The 17,313-nt window shown below is 55.1% G+C and carries 13 protein-coding genes; 7 read left to right on the top strand and 6 right to left on the bottom strand.

Going from position 1 to position 17,313, the window contains the following annotated elements; all coding sequences use genetic code 11:
- The 4 genes from CWI75_RS18405 to CWI75_RS08260 all read left to right on the top strand — a co-directional run.
- The coding region (locus tag CWI75_RS18405) for a hypothetical protein (protein ID WP_206604677.1) at positions 1 to 280 on the top strand (280 nt) is incomplete at its 5' end.
- A gap of 88 nt (positions 281 to 368) precedes the next feature.
- On the top strand, positions 369 to 3,047 hold the full coding sequence (locus CWI75_RS08250) for a TonB-dependent receptor (protein WP_206604678.1): 2,679 nt from the start codon (positions 369 to 371) through the stop codon (positions 3,045 to 3,047).
- A gap of 56 nt (positions 3,048 to 3,103) precedes the next feature.
- Positions 3,104 to 5,581 (top strand): glycoside hydrolase family 3 protein, encoded by a 2,478-nt coding sequence (locus CWI75_RS08255; protein ID WP_162300030.1) that lies wholly within the window; start codon positions 3,104 to 3,106, stop codon positions 5,579 to 5,581.
- Positions 5,582 to 5,594: 13 nt separating this feature from the next.
- Positions 5,595 to 7,154 (top strand): sodium/sugar symporter, encoded by a 1,560-nt coding sequence (locus CWI75_RS08260; RefSeq protein ID WP_101521039.1) that lies wholly within the window; start codon positions 5,595 to 5,597, stop codon positions 7,152 to 7,154.
- Between the two features lie 13 nt (positions 7,155 to 7,167).
- Here CWI75_RS08260 and CWI75_RS08265 read toward each other — a convergent pair whose 3' ends face one another.
- The 3 genes from CWI75_RS08265 to CWI75_RS08275 form a co-directional block, all read right to left on the bottom strand.
- Positions 7,168 to 7,587, bottom strand: coding sequence for a UrcA family protein (locus tag CWI75_RS08265; RefSeq protein WP_101521040.1), 420 nt, complete (start codon positions 7,585 to 7,587; stop codon positions 7,168 to 7,170).
- A 155-nt stretch (positions 7,588 to 7,742) separates the two neighbouring features.
- Positions 7,743 to 8,150 (bottom strand): UrcA family protein, encoded by a 408-nt coding sequence (locus CWI75_RS08270; RefSeq protein WP_101521041.1) that lies wholly within the window; start codon positions 8,148 to 8,150, stop codon positions 7,743 to 7,745.
- A 161-nt stretch (positions 8,151 to 8,311) separates the two neighbouring features.
- Entirely contained in the window at positions 8,312 to 9,223 is a 912-nt protein-coding gene (locus CWI75_RS08275; RefSeq protein WP_101521042.1) for a DUF1853 family protein, read from the bottom strand.
- Positions 9,224 to 9,451: 228 nt separating this feature from the next.
- On the opposite strand from CWI75_RS08275, the gene CWI75_RS08280 reads away from it, so the two are divergent.
- A complete protein-coding gene (locus tag CWI75_RS08280) occupies positions 9,452 to 10,171 on the top strand; it encodes a Crp/Fnr family transcriptional regulator (protein ID WP_162300031.1) in 720 nt (239 codons plus the stop codon).
- A 3-nt stretch (positions 10,172 to 10,174) separates the two neighbouring features.
- Here the strand turns inward: CWI75_RS08280 and CWI75_RS18515 are convergent, their stop codons facing one another.
- The 3 genes from CWI75_RS18515 to CWI75_RS18410 are packed head-to-tail and all read right to left on the bottom strand — an operon-like array spanning position 10,175 to position 14,388.
- Entirely contained in the window at positions 10,175 to 12,580 is a 2,406-nt protein-coding gene (locus CWI75_RS18515; protein WP_206604679.1) for a glycoside hydrolase family 65 protein, read from the bottom strand.
- Entirely contained in the window at positions 12,577 to 14,202 is a 1,626-nt protein-coding gene (otsB, locus tag CWI75_RS18520) for a trehalose-phosphatase (RefSeq protein WP_206604680.1), read from the bottom strand. The genes CWI75_RS18515 and otsB overlap by 4 nt, the downstream gene beginning before the upstream one ends.
- 9 nt (positions 14,203 to 14,211) lie before the next feature.
- Positions 14,212 to 14,388 carry a hypothetical protein gene (locus CWI75_RS18410; RefSeq protein WP_162300029.1) on the bottom strand — a complete coding sequence of 59 codons (177 nt, stop codon included), beginning with the start codon at positions 14,386 to 14,388 and terminating at the stop codon, positions 14,212 to 14,214.
- Positions 14,389 to 14,500: 112 nt separating this feature from the next.
- Between CWI75_RS18410 and CWI75_RS08290 the strand changes: the two genes are divergently transcribed.
- Positions 14,501 to 15,064: a TVP38/TMEM64 family protein gene (locus CWI75_RS08290; RefSeq protein WP_241521137.1), complete on the top strand. Its 564-nt coding sequence runs from the start codon at positions 14,501 to 14,503 to the stop codon at positions 15,062 to 15,064.
- Positions 15,064 to 17,313, top strand: coding sequence for a hypothetical protein (locus tag CWI75_RS08295; RefSeq protein WP_101521044.1), 2,250 nt, complete (start codon positions 15,064 to 15,066; stop codon positions 17,311 to 17,313). The genes CWI75_RS08290 and CWI75_RS08295 overlap by 1 nt, the downstream gene beginning before the upstream one ends.

A 17,313-nucleotide genomic window follows, 5' to 3' on the forward strand; every position in this document is an offset into this window, starting at 1 on the left:
GGATGCCAGCAACAGTATTATCAAGATCATGGTGTTCAAGGATGTCATCAGTGAGGTCGGCGTCAAGCTCGCCATCGCCAATGGTGGTGCGCGCCCTGAAATACTGGTGGCGAATACCCTGGTAGGGCAGTGGGAGGAACTCAGCTTCGATTTCACCGGTAACATCGGCTTTTTTGAGTCGATTGATGTCGACCAGCTGATTGTATTCCCCGACTACCAGGACCGATCGGTGGATAATATTGTCTACTTCGATAATGTCCGCTTCACGGATGGCAACTAGACACTGGAAAAAATAACAAGCTCCGTTTAAACCGGGCCGAAAATCACTCTGACAGCCGTGATTAAAGATGACGACAAAGGGACTGAACATGAATAAATCCAAAAACAAAAACTGGATGTGGCTTACGTCGTTGCCGTTACTGGCGTTGCCAGGTGCCGCTTCATCACAGGCTGATACCTCTACCAATGGTCGAGTGCTTGAGGAAGTCATCGTCACCGTGGAGCGCCGGCAGCAGAGCTTGCAGGATTTTGAGGGCACAGCAGTAGCGTTCAGTGGCGACCAGCTGAAAATTCTCGGCATCCAGAGCCTCACTGATCTCTCGGAACAAACCCCGGGGGTTGAAATCAGTAACAAGCAGGGCAATGTTGAAGTCTGGATCCGCGGTATTGGTTCCTCGAACAATACCGAGCTGGGCGACCCGGCTGCCGCCACCCACCTTGACGGCGTTTATATCCCGCGCCCTGCGGGCATCGGTTCCGTATTCTTCGATATTGAACGGGTGGAGGTCAATGTTGGTCCACAGGGCACCCTGCGTGGGCGTAACGCCACCGCCGGCTCGGTCAATATTGTGTCATGGGAGCCTGGTCTGGGCGTTCTTGACGGTACCGTCGAATTCGAGGCCGGCAATTACGACCAGCGCATGGCCACCGGCATGATCAACGTGCCCATCGGTGACACTGCTGCAGTCAGGCTGGCCGCCTATTCCCTGGATCACGACAGTTATTACAATGATGTCGGGCCGCTGGAGCTGGGCACTGCGGAGGCAGCTGATAATCAAGGCTACCGCGCGCAGTTCCTCTGGCAGCCAAATGATAATCTCCGGGTATTGTTGGCTGCCGATTACGTCTCAGAGGAGGGTACGGGCTATACCGGCACGAACTTCGCCAACTCGCTCGGCAATGGTATTGACCCGGACGATATCGAAGACCCCCGCGATGTTGTCGCCCGCGGGTTCGAACCGGTTCAGGATACAGAGCATTGGGGTGTGCGCCTGAAGGTCAATTACGATCTCGGTTTTGGTGAGATTGAATACCTGACCAGCTACCGTGATCTCGTGTATGACTATTCTGCGGCGACCCCTCTCGCGCCGGATTATCCGGGTGTGTTTTCCACACTGGAACCGCTTAATGAATCACTGGATAACTGGTCCCGCTTTCAGTTCATTACCGATTCGGAGTCGACTATTCACGAGCTTCGCTTCAAGTCTCCCGATGGTGAGCGCCTCTACTATACGGTGGGAGCGTTTTACTTCAAGGAAGACCAGAAAGCGTTCCTTGCCTCTGCCGGGGATCGTGGTGGTTTTTTCCAGGGCGCGGAGTTCAATCAGCCCGACACAGACGCGGAATCTTATTCCGTTTACGGCGACTTCACTTATGAGTTGACTCCCCGTTCACGATTGACCAGTGGCCTGCGCTTTACCCACGATGAGAAGTCACGAGTGGGCGTTAACGCACGCTATGCGTTTGCCCTTGGCGGTTTTGATACCAATACCGGAAATCCGTTTGGCTGCTGTATGGGCGCTCGTGTGGGAACTGAAGGTTTTGAGTTCGCCGGCTTTGACCGCACTGTCTATGATCCTGATGTCGATGGCAGCGGCGAGGTGTCGTCCCAGGAATTCATTGATTTCTACCTGGATGGTATATCCCGGTTTGGCGAACGCGACACACTTGATGACATCATTGCCAATGGTGCACTGGAAGGTGGTGCAGCCAACCCGGCCGCCTGTACCGACACCGATTCCACCGATAGCCTGATTTGTCTTGAAGACGGTACCCATTCCTTCGCAGTACCTATTTCTCCTGATAATTCGATCACCCAGCAGGATGGGTCGATGTCGGAAAGTTTCGTTGACTGGCGCGTTCGCTACGGCTATGACCTCTCTGATGACATTCTGCTTTATGGTCTCGTCGCTACCGGGCACAAGTCCGGCGGTTTCAACGACACCTTCAAGGACCCTGAAGTCGGTACCAATATCTCCCCGACCTATGACACTGAAAAAGTAACCATGTATGAGCTCGGTTGGAAAACCGAGTTTGATATCGGTTCGGTGCCGGCGAGGTTGAACGGCTCCGCATTCTATTATGACTACACCGATCAGGTTTTCACCTCGATCCTGTCCGTTGAGCAGGCTATTGAGTTCAACTCAGGTCAGGCCGCGGATCCCGCTGACGCCACTCCCGGAGCACTGGTAGTGTCCTTCAGCTTCAACGCCGCCGATTCTGAAATCTATGGCATGCAGTGGGATGGCCAGTTCCAGTTTCCCTACAACATCAACCTGAACTGGACAGCGTTGTGGCTGGAAGCAGAAATCAAGGATGCGGAAGATATTCAGGATTTCCGGTTCCAGGCAGACGTGTCACCCGATGAGGCCGTATTCAGGCCCATCAGTGGCAACCGCTTGCCACACACTCCGCGTTACCAGTTCAACGCTGCGCTATCCCAATTTATCGCCACCGACTGGGGTAGTTTTGATTATGTGCTCTCAATGGGTTGGAGAGATGACCAGTTCCTGACCATTTTCAACAGTAAGGATTTCATGTTTCCGGACGATCCGCGCATGCGCCTGGATGATAGGGTAGAGGCTTACTGGACCTTCGATGCGGGTGTCGGGTTCACCACCAAGAACGAGAAACTCAGGTTGGAAGCGTTTGTAAACAATATTGAGGATGAAGTAGCCACAGCGGCGGTAATTATTACTCAATTCGACAACACACGATTCTTTACCCGGCCACGCACCTATGGCGCGCGCCTGAAATACTTCTTTTAATGCCATGGCGCACTCGGGTTCCGAGTGCGTTTTGTTTTTCCTGGATGGATTCAATCATGAAGGTCTTGAAAGCCCTGGTCGCTCCCGTTGGTGCCAAGTACACGTGGACTCTACTCAAAATCTCCCCATGGCTGGCGGGTTGCGCATTACTCAGTGGCATGGCATTCGCAGAACCACAATCCCCGGAATCCCGCATTGACAAACTGCTCTCGCAAATGAGTCTGGAGCAAAAAATCGGCCAGATGATGCAGGGTGAGATCAAGACCATCACCCCCAAAGAGGTAAGCCGCTTTGGCATTGGATCTGTGCTTAATGGTGGTGGCTCTTTCCCTTCTAAAAACAAAGGCGCATCGATAGATGACTGGATCGATCTGGCAGAGGCCTATTACCAGTCAAGTCCCACGCTTGCAGATGGTACGCGTATACCCGCCATTTGGGGAACGGACGCGGTTCACGGCCATAACAATGTCATGGGAGCGACACTTTTTCCGCATAATATTGGACTTGGCGCTGCCGGCAGTTCTGACTTGGTTGAGGCGATTTCACGCGCTACGGCAATCGAAGTAAAAGCGACGGGAATTGACTGGGTTTTCGCTCCCACGGTTGCCGTAGCAAAAGATTTTCGCTGGGGGAGAACCTACGAGAGTTACAGCTCGGATCCACAACTGGTGAGCAGGTTGGGTGTGGCTGCGGTAAAGGGTTTTGAAGCTGAAGGCATAGTGGCTACGGCGAAACATTTTATTGGCGATGGCGCCACCCAGCGTGGGCGTGACCAGGGTGATGTGCGCAGCGATCTGGAGACTTTGCTTGAAGGCCATGGCGCGGGCTACGTCAGCACTATCAAGGCCGGCGTGCCAACTATCATGGCCTCCTTCAATAGCTGGAATGGCCGGAAAGTCCACGGGAGCCGGCAACTGTTAACCGAGGTACTTCGCGACCAGCTGGGCTTTGGGGGTATGGTAGTCAGCGACTGGAATGGTGTCGGACAGGTAGCGGGTTGTAACAACGCTTCGTGCGCGCAGGCAGTTAACGCGGGCATCGACATGTTAATGACGCCCACGGACTGGAGACTCTTACAGCGCCGGGTGGTCAGCCAGGTTGAATCGGGCGAGATTCCGATGGCCAGGATTGACGAGGCAGTACGTCGGGTTCTGGCAGTCAAAGCGAACTATGGAATACTGGACCAGGGGTCGCCACGCGACCGTGTTACCCAGGAATTGAAGGCGAAGGTTGGCTCGGAAGAACACCGGGCGCTGGCTCGTAAAGCGGTGCGGGAATCCCTGGTACTCCTGAAAAATAACGGCGGTATCCTCCCCATCAAGGGCAATGCAAAGGTAGTTATCGCCGGAACCGGGGCGGATGACCTGAGTATGCAGTCGGGCGGCTGGACCCTGACCTGGCAGGGAACCGAAAACAGTAACAGTGATTTTCCCGGTGCGACGTCTATCTATACCGGCTTCAATGACGCACTTGCAGCCATGGGTGGCGAAGCGATATTGGCGGCAGATACAAGCCAGGATGCGGATGTAGCCCTCGTGGTGTTTGGCGAAACACCCTATGCCGAGGGGCAGGGAGACATCGAAAACTTGCAATACAAGCCCGATGATCATGTTGATCTCGAGCTCATGCGAGCGTTCAAGGCGAAAGACATTCCCGTGGTTGCAGTCTTCATTACCGGGCGGCCCCTGTGGATGAACCGTGAATTGAACGTCGCTGATGCCTTTGTTGTCGCCTGGCTGCCGGGAAGTGAAGGTGCGGGCCTGGCCGATGTACTGGTGGGTAATGTGCAGGGTCTGCCACGTCATGACTTTGTCGGCCGGCTGCCATTTGCCTGGCCGGCGCTTGACGTTAATGAGATCGATGACTCATTGCCTGTGGACCGTTTTGTCTGGCCTGTGGGATACGGTCTTACCTATGCCGAGCCCGCGACTGTGGGGTCGTTGGACGAAAAAGCAGCCGGTAGCATCCTGAGCGCCGATGCCGTGATATTCAGGGGCGGTACCCAGAGTCCCTGGGCCAATTATATTGGCGACGAAAGCAACTGGATGACGCCCGTTTCCGGATCCTATGGCAAATCGGCTTTCGGCGAATTCGAGGTAAAAAGTGTGGACGTGCGTTTGCAGGAGGATGCACGCCAACTGACCTGGAGTGGTGCGGGAGAGCGGGATACCCAGTTCTACTGGATGACCGCGAACGGGAGGGGCCGGGATTTCAGCGAGCTTCGCGAAAAGAATGGCGCGCTCACCATGGTCGTGATGATGACTGAACATCCTGAGGGAACCACCTACCTGCGCATGGATTGCCAGTGGCCCTGTTCCGGCCAAGTTGATGTCACCCGCTTGTTCAAGGTTTTGCCGCTGAACCAGTGGGTGCGCCTGTCCTTTCCATTGGCGTGTTTTGCCGAGGCCGGCACCGAGATGGATAGGGTAAACACACCCTTCCTGCTGGTTACCAACCACAGGATGTCCATGACTGTACTGGATGTTGCCGTAGTGGAGACACCGGACCAAGACTCGCTTGTGAAATGTCGCTGAAGGAATTTTAAGTATGTTGGGACAGATTGATCTGGTCATCGTCTTCATATATGCGGTCTCATTGTTCGCTTTGGCACAGTGGGTATCGCGGGAAAAAGCAGGGCATGTCAAGGACGCCCAGGACTACTTCCTGGCGGGCAGGGCATTGCCCTGGTGGGCAATAGGCGCATCAATGATCGCCGCGAATATCTCGGCGGAACAGATTATAGGTATGTCGGGGTCGGGGTTTGCAATTGGGTTGGCGATTGCATCCTATGAGTGGATGGCCGCCATCACCCTGCTATTGGTGGGCAAGTACCTGCTGCCCATATTCCTGAAAATGGGCATTTACACCATGCCGCAGTTTCTTGAGCAGCGCTATGACAGCAGGGTTCGCACGGTAATGGCCGGATTCTGGCTGGGGGTTTATGTTTTCGTCAATTTAACCGCCATTCTTTGGTTGGGCGCTTTGGCCATTAACACAGTCACCGGCCTCGATCTTATTCTCTCAATGATACTCCTGGGCGCCTTTGCAGTGACGTACTCGCTTTATGGTGGCCTCAAGGCTGTCGCTTTTACCGACATTATCCAGGTCGTGTTGCTGGTGCTTGGCGGCATACTGATTATCACCATTCTCCTGCAGGAGGTGTCGGGCGGAGCCGGAGTTTTCGCGGGTTTTGTTCAGGTGCTGGAGGCCGCCCCGGAAAAGTTCGACATGATTCTCAGTCGCGACCATCCTTACTACAAGAGCCTGCCGGGAATTTCGGTACTGGTGGGTGGCATGTGGATAATGAATTTGTCGTATTGGGGTTTTAATCAATACATTATCCAGCGTGCGCTCGCCGCAAAAAGTATCGATGAAGCGCAAAAAGGTATTGCCTTCGCCGCATTTCTAAAAGTGCTGATGCCGATGATCGTGGTGCTTCCCGGTATCATAATGTTTGTCCTGGAGCCTGACCTGGCGGTTCCTGACCAGGCCTACCCGCAGGCGATGACTTTGCTCCCAACAGGTATCAAGGGACTTGTTTTTGCTGCCTTGCTCGCGGCCATTGTGTCCTCGCTTGCCTCGATGTGTAACAGTATTTCCACGATCTTTACCGTTGACTTGTTTTCCCGCTTTGGCCACTACGAAATGACTCCCGCCAGGCAGGTAAAGGTCGGGCGCATAGTGTCCGTTTCGGCAATGCTGATTGCGATGATCACTGCCAAGCCACTGCTGGGTAATTTCGACCAGGCATTTCAGTATATTCAGGAGTTCACCGGCTTCTTCACGCCCGGTATTGTGGCTATTTTCCTGCTTGGAATGTTTTACAAGCCGACCACCGCTACGGCTGCCCTGGTGGTTGCCATTGGCTCCGCCGTGTTATCCCTGGCCTTCAAGCTGGGATTGCCGGACCTGCCATTCATCGACCGGGTTGGTCTGGTGTTTCTTATGTGCATTATTGTTGCAGTGGTTCTTTCCCATCTGCGTCCCGCTCCCCAGATTGATCTTCTGGAAATAAACCATGTGGACTTTGGCACCAGCCAGGTATTCAATCTCAGTGCGGTAGTAGTCATCCTGCTAGTGGCTGCACTTTACGCGGTCTGGTGGTAGGTGAGCAGTATGGTCATTCGCGGGCAAAGGCCTCGTTGACAGCTTGTTCCACCTGCGCCATGGTGTCTTCTACCGCCCTGCGAATGCAGACAAGTGTGCGTGGGGAACCCAGAGGATAGAGGGAATCCAGCTCGTTGCAGATCCGGGTGGCGGCGTCTTCAATGCGTTGCTCAAGTACCAGCAAATCGGCAGTTCGGGTGAGGTCGAGATCGGTTATGTCGAGAATCTCGTCACGCTCCACGATGAGCCCACCCATCGCGTCCAGAGGTGTCTCCCTGGTGATGCGTGGCGCCACCACGATAACCTCTTCCATCACTTTTTCATCGTCGATTTCCAGCAGGTCCTGGTCCTGCTGGGCAAATACGGGGGAGTGACAGGCCGCTGCCAGTGCTATGGCGGCAATAATAACGCTTCGGGTTTTGTCTGCCATCATCAGGTGTTCTCCGTTTCTCGGTTGTTAAACCTTCACCTGGCCTTGTAACCATGACAAAGGCAACATTCAGTCCGGAAGTTACCGGCGAACGTTAAACATCGCGGTTAGAAGCGTGGCCATCGTGACGGTAACCAGGCTGGGAGCAAGCCTGCCGGTTATCGTACTCTGGCAAGCGCCTGGCTAACGGCTTTATCCGCCTGGTCCATGGCGTCTTCTACGGCCCGGTTAACACAAGTAGAGACATCGGGGCGCCCAAAAGGATACTCGTCCTCCAGTTCCTCACAAATAAGCTGCGCGGCTTCCCTGATACGATTATCCAGCTTGCGAACATCGGCTGTCCGGCTGAGATTCAGGTCGGTTATATCCACAACGGCATCCCGGTTCACAACTTCCGTGAACATTGTGGAGCCCGTGCGGCGCTTTTCGGTTATTCGCGGTGCCACGACCGTAACGTTCTCCAGTGCCCGTTCTTTCTCCTGAGCAAAAACGGTGGCCTGGGGAACCGCCACTGTAGCTATCAATGCGGCCAGCGCTGTACCTGTAATCCCTGTTCTTTTCGTCATGACTTTGTTTCCTCCGTGTGTAAGGCGCTAAACCTTGGGTAAAGGTTTAAGAGTTACCCCTGAACTATAGAAGATGCGGCAGAAACAAGCTTGATTAGGGTCAATCAGGTGACGGGAAGTTGACGTTACTCTGGAACAATCGGTGTTGGCTTCGTAATATTTTACGAAGGCGCGGGCCATTGGGCGTGGGTAATGAAATAACGTTCATCTTCATGGCCCTCGCTGTTCAGTCGTACCACCAGTTGAGGGTGGCCGCCTTGGGCAAAGTGTGCCGTCAGGTGTTGTGTTATTGCAGCCGCCCCCAGCGGCCGCTGGCTGCACAGCGCCGATAGCCAAAGCAGGCGATCAGGTAATGCATAGGTGGCGTGTGGGTCGGCCTGCTGTTGCCAGTGGGCCAGGGTGTACCAATATTGCATGGGTACCATGGGGTTATAACCCAGAGGCGCGGGCAGGGCATCCGCCGCGGGCTGGAACAGGGCGCCGCGCAGGGCGATCTCCCGGCCTGGATTTTCAATTCCAAGATCGGCCAGTATCTCCCGGGCGAGGGGGTGCTGCCCCAGACGAATCTGGTGTTTGAGTAAGCGGTCCAGTTTACGCTCCAGCCTGTCCACAGTATTGGCACCCAGCCATTCCCGCCACTGGCTGTCGGTTTCTGTGGTCGTATGAGTGCGGTGGCCGAGATAAAACTTTACTGCCAGCTCGAGATGAAAATAGCGCTCTCGCTGATGGCAATAGTAGAGGCAGTCAAACTCCCCGACAGTGCTGTTGCGTGTTCGGACCGGCAGGTTGTGTGCTATCAACTCCAGGTCTGGATCCTGGGTGAGGAAAAAGTGCCAGAGCTGTTCGTAATAGAGCCCCAGCCGGCGGGCCGGGTTTTGTGCCAGTGAATCAAGCAGCGCCGCCGGCTCGCGGTCCAGTCTCGATAGCCATTGGCGGCGCTCCCGGGTGAGTATCAGCTCTGCCGGTCCAGCGCTGTAACCCAGTGTCTCTACCTGCAGCAGCGGTGGCGAAAAACAAGCCCAGGCGAGGTCGCGAACCTGGGGTGTAATCCATGGTGTATCGTCAGATTTCATCTCAAATTTGGGCCGGCAATCAGGGTGAATGGTAGCAGCCTGGCTATCATAGGGGTTGCCCGCACTTTCCTCAATACGGGGAATCCGCGACCAGACCCCTCCAGGAAAAATTGATAATCGTCAATTGCCAGGTCGGGTTTCTTGTCTATAAGAACTAGTCAGCTGCAGGAAATTTAACGAAAAACAGTGCCATGGGTGGAGCTTCCTCCTGTGGCGAGGAGGGAACAGGTGTTAAAACCGATTACGGGTACTGGCCAGGACCGATCAATTGCACCTTATCATTTTGCCAGAGCGGCATTGAAAGAGCGTACGGAAGAGGTTTCTGAAGTTGATGAACTATTCAGGACCAGCAAGGTAAAACACTTCCCGTCCAAGGAAGTGATTTACTGCGAAAACGACTGCGGCAATGGGGTCTACCTCATTCACAGCGGAATGGTGAAATTGGTAAGTTATTTGTCAAACGGTCGGGCTCGAATTGTACGCTTGCACAGCGACACCCACTGGTTTGGTCTCGAGGGCCTGGTCGATCAGGCCTATGAGCACACTGCGATTGCGGTTGGGAGTACCAGCGTCGTTTTCGTACCAATGAGCAGTATTCACCTGCTGGAACGTGAACATCCACAAAGATACTGTCGTTTGTTGAAACAGGGATATCGCCAACTCGCCCAGGCTGATAAATGGATCGCGGATTTCTCCACCGGTCGCATTCAGTCACGAGTGGCACGATTGATCAGTTTCCTTTCGGAACTTGAATACGGGGATGCATCCGACAAGGTGGACCTGCTGACTGTGCATGAAATGGCGGATATGCTGGGTGCCACACCGGAGAGCGTCAGCCGGGTGCTGGCGAGCTTCAAGCGTAATGATATCCTGTATACCCAGGGAGGCGCGGTACGCGAGAGCTATGGTATTGACGCGCAGAGGCTGCACTTCTTTGCCCAGCAGTAGTGTTCACAGGGGCAGGTCTCGAGTCTCACCGGGCGCAAGCGTGAAGGTCTCGCTCTTGACACCGACAGTAATCGGGTTCTCGCTGCAGGGTTGGGTGCCGATGGAAATGCGGTCTACGGTGACCCGCAGGTCGATAACCTGCTGTCTGTAGCGAATGTTCAGGCAGAGGCTGGTCAGTCCTTCTGGCAAGGTCGGATTAAACCACAAAACGTCGTCCCGGATCTCAATACCTGTAAAGCAACGCTGGATAAGGTCGACAGTACCCGCCATGGCTCCGGTGTGAATGCCCTCCTGGGTAGTACCGCCCTGGATGTCGCCGACGTCACTTTCCAGCGCCTCTATGAAAAGTGGCCATGCACCCGGGCGATTTGAGCGCGCCAGTACCCACGAACTCACCGCGCGGCTCAGCGTAGAGCCATGGGATGTGCGCTGCATGTAGTAATCAATGTTGCGGGGGATAGTCTCGTACTCGAACGGGTAATCCAGCCGTCTGAACAGCACCTCCAGAACCTCTGCGGAGAGCAGGTAGAACAGCATCAGCACATCGGCCTGCTTGGACACCTGGTAATTATTGGGTGTATCGTCTTCCGCTTCCAGAATCCGGTCGAGGCGCTGGATGTCGCCGTATTTGCGTCGATAACCCTCCCAGTCAAAGGGAGCCAGTTTTTCGTATCCATCAAACTGACTGATGATGCCGTCGTCGTGAAACGGTACATAGAGTCTGTGGCTTAATTGATCCCAGTAAACCAGCTCCTCCGGTGACAGGCGAATGAGCTCGCAAACCTCGTCAAATCTTTTGGGGTCCAGAATGTCGCGTATTTCGAGTGCCCGGCAGAAGATCCATACCGCCATGATATTGGTATAGGCATTGTTATTCAGGCCCGGTTTGTCGGCGTCGGGATAGGCGTCATGGTATTCATCGGGTCCCATGACATTGAGGATTTCGTAACGCCCCAGGGATTCGTTATAACTGGTGGCGCTGGCCCAGAACCGGGCTATTTCCATAACCATTTCCGCGCCGTAGAAAGACATGAATTCCTTGTCGTTGGTTGCCTCGTAGTACTGCCAGACATTGTAGGCCACCGCTATATTGATGTGTCGCTGAAGCCTGGAGTTGTCAGGTATCCAATTGCCTGACTTGGGGTTCAGGTGCACACGCTGGCTTTCCTCGCGGCCATTACTGCCACTCTGCCACGGGAACATCGCACCCCGATAGCCTTCGTCCTTCGCCGCTCGTCGCGCTTCGCCAAGCCGGTGGTAGCGATACCCCAGTAGCGCCCGGGTAATTTCCGGCATACGCAGGTTGAACAGCGGGAACACGAACAGTTCATCCCAGAATATGTGGCCTCTGTATGCCTCGCCATGTAGTCCGCGAGCCGGCACACCAACGTCGAGATTCATGACATGGGGCGAAGTCGTCTGGATCAGGTGAAATATATGCAGCCGAAGGACCAGTTCCGAGCGTTTCTCTTCTTTTTTGTCATCGTGCTCGATATCAAAATCGAAGTGTTTCCACAACTGGCTCCAGCGCATGATATGACGATTGCAGAGGCCATCAAAACGGTCGGCATCGGCTACGGCTTTGCGGGCCTCAAGCGATGGCTCGCTAATGGCATAATCCCGGCCGGTATACAGCGCCATCACCTTCTCGATATACAGGGGCTTGTCTCTGTCGAGACGGGTTGAGTAATAACAGGCAATATAATCATCTTCCTGGTGGGTACTGGATCCCGGATAGACCTGTTGGTCAGCTTCAAAGAAGCGAGTGGTTGCCGCCAGGGCGATGCGGATATGCGATTGGTTGGTTTCGACGGTCAGCAGCATGGTATCGTCGGCAACGGATTCCGTGCCCAGTCCCTGCAGGTGGCGGCTGGACAAGTCACGGTAGCGTGGAACTCCATCGTTTATTACCCGACCGTCGAGGGCACTGCATACTTCAATGCCGCCGCCCCAGTCTTCGGCTTTGATCTGCAAGGTCATGGCCGCAATATGTGGCTCATCCATTGATACCAGGCGCTGTTGCTCAATACGGGTAGTGCGCTGGGCTTCGTCGCGGAAGCGGATAGTGCGGGTCAGGAGCCCGCGTTTTATATCCAGCTGCTGTTCGTAGTCAATTATCTCGGCATCATCGAGATTAAACCAGTTGCCATCCTCGATCCGGAAATTGAGGGCCAACCAGTTGGGTGCATTTACCAGGCTCTCATTTTCAATGGTTTTTTCCGCAATAGTGTCCTGGAGCCGGTTGTAGCAGCCTGCGATATAGGTGCCTGGGTAATGAGTATCATCCGCGCTGGCCTCGGGCGCTGCGCCGCGACTGGCGAAATAACCGTTACCCAGAGTACACAGCGCTTCCCGCAGTGCCTCTTCCTCTTTAGTGAATTCGTTGTAAGAAAGGGTCCATGCTGTCATTCGTCACCGCCTTGGAGAATACTGGTCAGTCGTTTCAGGAAGATCTCGACTTCATCAGGGTTGGCCAGATGGTAGTTTGCGTGGGTAGGCTGCGGTTGTTCCGCAACCAGAATTCCAATCCCCTCGGTCTCGATTTCACGAAAGGCATCCTCATCAGTTACGTCATCACCAATATAGAGCGGAATGAAACGCTCGCTATCGAGACTCAGGGCCTGCATCAACCAGCGCAGCGCCTGACCCTTGTCCCAGTCAATATCGGGCTGCAACTCGACGATTTTCTTGCCGGTGGTCATGCGCAGTTCCGGGTGATCAGCATGTACCCCTGCCACGGTATCTTTGACGCCTTGAACATGATCCGGCGCAACCTGTCGATAATGTGTTGCGATCGAGAAATGCTTGCGTTCTACGCGCACTCCCGGAACGTCGGCCAGTAAGTTGTTCAATTCATCCTCGGCGCGGTCCAGCACCGGCAAGTATGATCGACCTTCCTGGTATTGTGTGCGCTCGCCCCGGGGCCCGGCCATGTCAAAACCATGGCTGCCCGCGTACCATATGTTCTCCAGTGCAACACGCTTGCGTACATCTGCAAGATCCCTTCCGCTAATGATGGAAAGCTCACAAACCTCCGCCAGATCCTCCAGGGTTTTGCGCATGGTGTCGCTTAAGTTTGCATTATCAGGGTTATCTACTATTGGCGTGAGAGAGCCGTCGTAGTCGAGAAAAATAGCGAGTTCATGGTCGTTGCCCGGGTCAATCTCGTTCATGCAATCCAGTGCGGACGGTAAGTCCCTGGCGGCTGTGGCGTCAGAAGGCGAGGCCACCCGGAGCTCTCCCAGGTCACTGACGACTATGTCCGCCCCATGCTTGAATAACGCTTCCTCATAGTCCCCACGATTGACACCGATAACACAACCGAAATCGGCGGCACGCAGTGACTCCACGCCGGAGCTCGCATCTTCGATGCCGACACAACGCTGTGGCTTGCTGGCAAGGCGGCGAGCCGCTTCAAGAAACATGTCGGGGGCCGGCTTACCCGGTAATTTGAGCAACTCAAGATCTACGCCATCCACCCGGGCTTCAAACAGGTCGCTAATACCGGCGGCTTCCAGCACTGCCTTGCAGTTCCGGCTCGATGAAACGATTGCCGTATGAATATCCGCGGCGTGTAATGCTTTTATCAGGGCGATGCTGCTGTCGTAAACGTTCACCCCATCACGCTTCAGCGTCTCGTTGAACAGTATGTTCTTGCGATTACCCAGCCCGCATATGGTTTCAGTATCGGGACTGTCTTTCTCATCACCATAGGGCAGCTCAATATCGCGTGACGCCAGAAAGCTGGCAACCCCGTCATAGCGCGGTTTACCGTCGACATAGTTGCGGTAATCCGTATCCATATCGAATGGTCTCGACTTGTCGGTATGTGTGCCCAGATAGTCATCAAACATGCGTTTCCATGCCCGGGCATGCACCTCTGCCGTCTGGGTGATTACCCCGTCGAGATCAAAAATAACGGCATCGAAATGCACCGGCGAAAGCGTCGTACTGGGATGCGGTTTGGTCATGAGGATTCCATAGCGGATATTAATATCGACCATGATGGTGCTCCAGGTGTGTATGGTCATTGAGAATTCTCAATGCACTCGATACAGGCGCAGGACCACACTCAGGTCTATAGTATCTGGTAAGGGTACCTGTCCTGTGCCGGGTTGACGGGTACGGGAAATATTCGGGAAAATGGAGATGGAGTTGAAATTATTGGCACCGAATAGCGGGACCGGTTCTGCCGCCATGGGGATGGTGTTGAGCATATTGTTTGTTCTTTTAGTGCTGGGGCTTGTGTTTCTGTCTGGAGTCGATGAACGAATAACTGCGCTGCTGGTGTGGATAGAGCAACAGGGTCCGTGGGCAGGAATCCTGTTCATGCTCCTCATGATACTGGTGACGCTGCTCCTGGTGCCCGGCATATTATTTACCACCGGCGCCGGTTTTGCCTTCGGTTTGCTCGAAGGTGTGGTGTACGTGGTTATCGGAACAACCCTGGGCGCCGTGCTCGCATTTCTGATTGCCCGTCACCTGATGGGCGAGCGCGCGGCGCAGTTTGTGCGATCGCATTCGCGTCTGCAGCATGTCAGCCAGGAACTTGTTCCCGAGGGCTGGAAGATCATCATGCTGACCAGGCTGGTTCCTTTTTTTCCTTTCAAGGTGTCCAATTATTTCTTTGGCCTTACCGGGTTTTCCTTGCGTGGATTCACCCTCGGGACGCTGGCAGGCATTATTCCCTTCTCCCTGCACAATGTATATCTGGGCTCAATCGCGGCGGATATCGCTTTGCTGGGCGCCGGGGAATCCGCTTTCACGCCGCTGCAGTGGGCGCTATATGGCAGTGGCTTTATCGTGGTTGTCGTTCTTGTGCTGTACATCAACCGCCTTGCGCGCCGTGCCCTGGCGCGCTACACCGATGACACTGAACCGGGAGAGGTATAATGGCTTGGACCAAATGGCTGCCCTGGCGCTTTGCTATCCGCCGGCTAGCGCGCTCACATGGTTTTCTCGACCCCATAGCGCTGTTGGCACGTATGCATCGATTTGCACAGCCTTCAGAAGTGGCGGAGCCGGTCGAGCTGTTGCGGGCCGGCGTAGTATTCCATGCGCGAGGCCTGATCAATTCCCGTGTTATCCAGCACAACCTTGACTGGGTCTGGCCGTACTGGATTGAACGCCAGTTTGACCCGCTGGATGACGCCTTTATCCCCCGTGCCTTTTCGATTACCCACATTAACCTGACGCATCGTAACTGGACGGCTATCGGCTTGCCGGACCTGGATTTTCTACCTATTGTGGATGATCGTGGGTTGTTGACCCCCCACTACGATGGTTGGTCGATAGATACCTGGGTACTGGGTGACGACGGCAGTTACCTGCTGCCGTCGAGGGTTAAGGAGGTGAGCCAGCAATGGCAGCTGGATGAAGGCCTCTCGGTTAATACCAGTTCGGCTGCAAATGGCCTGCAGCTTGTGAGTCGAGCCGAGGTCGATGTCGATCCGGGCGAGTTCAGCTGCCATCTTCAGCTTACGGCCAACAGCGAACAGGGTGGCTGGCTGGTGGTCGCGCTGCGCCCTTATAACCCCGAGGGGGTCGCATTTATTAACCAGGCGGAGCTATCGGCGGAGCGTAAAGGCTGGTGTATTGAAGGTGACCGTCGGGTGAATTTCAGTGCGCCGGCCGAGCGTCATCATGTGTCGGACTACCGCGCCGGGGATGTGAGTATCTACCTCAAGGATAAAACCGACGAGACCAGGGGGCTTTGCGATGTGGGCATGGTAACGGCCGCAGCCCTGTTCCGACTGGAGCCGGGTGAGGAGCGTAAACTCAGGGTGAGTGTGCCCCTGGCCGAGCGTTCCACCCCGTGCAAGAAATCGGCGCTGGCCTGGGAGGATGCACTCAAGGGTGTATGCCAGATCCAGGTTCCCGATGGAAAAATGCAATTTCTGTTCAACGCCGCGCTACGCACGCTGGTGCTGCATTCGCCCGGTGACGTATATCCCGGACCCTACACCTACAAACGTTTCTGGTTCCGGGATGCCGCCTTTATTATCAACGCGTTGCTGTGCGCCGGTTTCACCTCCCGTGCGGAGCGGGCCCTGGACCAGTTTGCGCCACGACAGACGCTCGCCGGGTATTACCACTCACAGGAGGGTGAATGGGATGCCAACGGCCAGGCGCTCTGGATCATGCAACGGTATTGTGCCATGACCGGGACCACTCCCAAACCCGAATGGCATCAGCCCATTCTTCGGGGGGCGCGATGGATCGGCCGCAAGCGGGCGCCACAAGAGCATGGATCACCGACCAGCGGATTATTGCCGGCAGGCTTCAGTGCCGAGCACCTGGGTCTTAACGACTATTATTACTGGGATGATTTTTGGGGTGTCGCGGGGCTGCGGGCGGCTTCGCATCTGTGTCATGCCATGGGCCAAGGTGTAGCAGGGGAGACATTCGAAGCTGAGGGGGCGGCATTCCAGGCCGACATCGATGCGAGTCTGGCGCTTGCGGCGCTGCGGCTGGAGCGGCCCATGATGCCCGCCGCACCCAGTCGGCGGCCCGACCCGGGTGCCATCGGCTCGCTGGCGATGGGTTATCCGGCGCAGTTGACCGAACCCCATGATGTACGCCTGATGGACACCGTGGATTTTTTACTGGACAACTGCATGGTCAGTGGGGGGTTCTTCCAGGATATGATTCATGCCGGTATTAATCCCTACCTGACTCTGCATATAGCCCAGGTCCTGCTGCGTGCCGGTGACCAGCGCTATTTCCAGTTGGTGGAGACAGTTGCGGATCTTGCAAGCCCTACCGGGCAATGGCCGGAAGCGATACATCCACGTACAGGTGGCGGCTGTATGGGAGATGGCCAGCATACCTGGGCGGCGGCGGAATGGGTGTTAATGCTACGCAACATGTTCTTGCGAGAGGAGGGGCATCGATTGCTGTTATGCCAGGGAATACCGGATGCATGGCTCATTCCCGGTGTGGTCTCACGTATTGGCCCGGCACCGACCGAATTCGGCACCGTAACCGTTGAGATTGTCGCTACCGAGCAGGTGGTACGAATAGCCTGGGAGGCTGACTGGCACCAGGCACCTCCGCATATTGAGGTGCATCTGCCGGGTTACGCGGCGGTTACCGTACCTCTCGATGAAACCTATATTGAACTGAAGAAACACGAACGATGA

This window comes from Kineobactrum sediminis (assembly GCF_002868715.1).
Taxonomy (GTDB): domain Bacteria; phylum Pseudomonadota; class Gammaproteobacteria; order Pseudomonadales; family Halieaceae; genus Kineobactrum; species Kineobactrum sediminis.

Coding starts and splice junctions, on each gene's coding strand:
- CWI75_RS08250 (WP_206604678.1), top strand. CDS start 369: ATGAATAAATCCAAAAACAAAAACTGGATGTGGCTTACGTCGTTGCCG.
- CWI75_RS08270 (WP_101521041.1), bottom strand. CDS start 8,150: ATGACGAAAAGAACAGGGATTACAGGTACAGCGCTGGCCGCATTGATA.
- CWI75_RS18515 (WP_206604679.1), bottom strand. CDS start 12,580: ATGACAGCATGGACCCTTTCTTACAACGAATTCACTAAAGAGGAAGAG.
- otsB (WP_206604680.1), bottom strand. CDS start 14,202: ATGACCATACACACCTGGAGCACCATCATGGTCGATATTAATATCCGC.
- CWI75_RS08255 (WP_162300030.1), top strand. CDS start 3,104: ATGAAGGTCTTGAAAGCCCTGGTCGCTCCCGTTGGTGCCAAGTACACG.
- CWI75_RS08260 (WP_101521039.1), top strand. CDS start 5,595: ATGTTGGGACAGATTGATCTGGTCATCGTCTTCATATATGCGGTCTCA.
- CWI75_RS08265 (WP_101521040.1), bottom strand. CDS start 7,587: ATGATGGCAGACAAAACCCGAAGCGTTATTATTGCCGCCATAGCACTG.
- CWI75_RS08295 (WP_101521044.1), top strand. CDS start 15,064: ATGGCTTGGACCAAATGGCTGCCCTGGCGCTTTGCTATCCGCCGGCTA.
- CWI75_RS08275 (WP_101521042.1), bottom strand. CDS start 9,223: ATGAAATCTGACGATACACCATGGATTACACCCCAGGTTCGCGACCTC.
- CWI75_RS08290 (WP_241521137.1), top strand. CDS start 14,501: ATGCTCCTCATGATACTGGTGACGCTGCTCCTGGTGCCCGGCATATTA.
- CWI75_RS18410 (WP_162300029.1), bottom strand. CDS start 14,388: ATGCTCAACACCATCCCCATGGCGGCAGAACCGGTCCCGCTATTCGGT.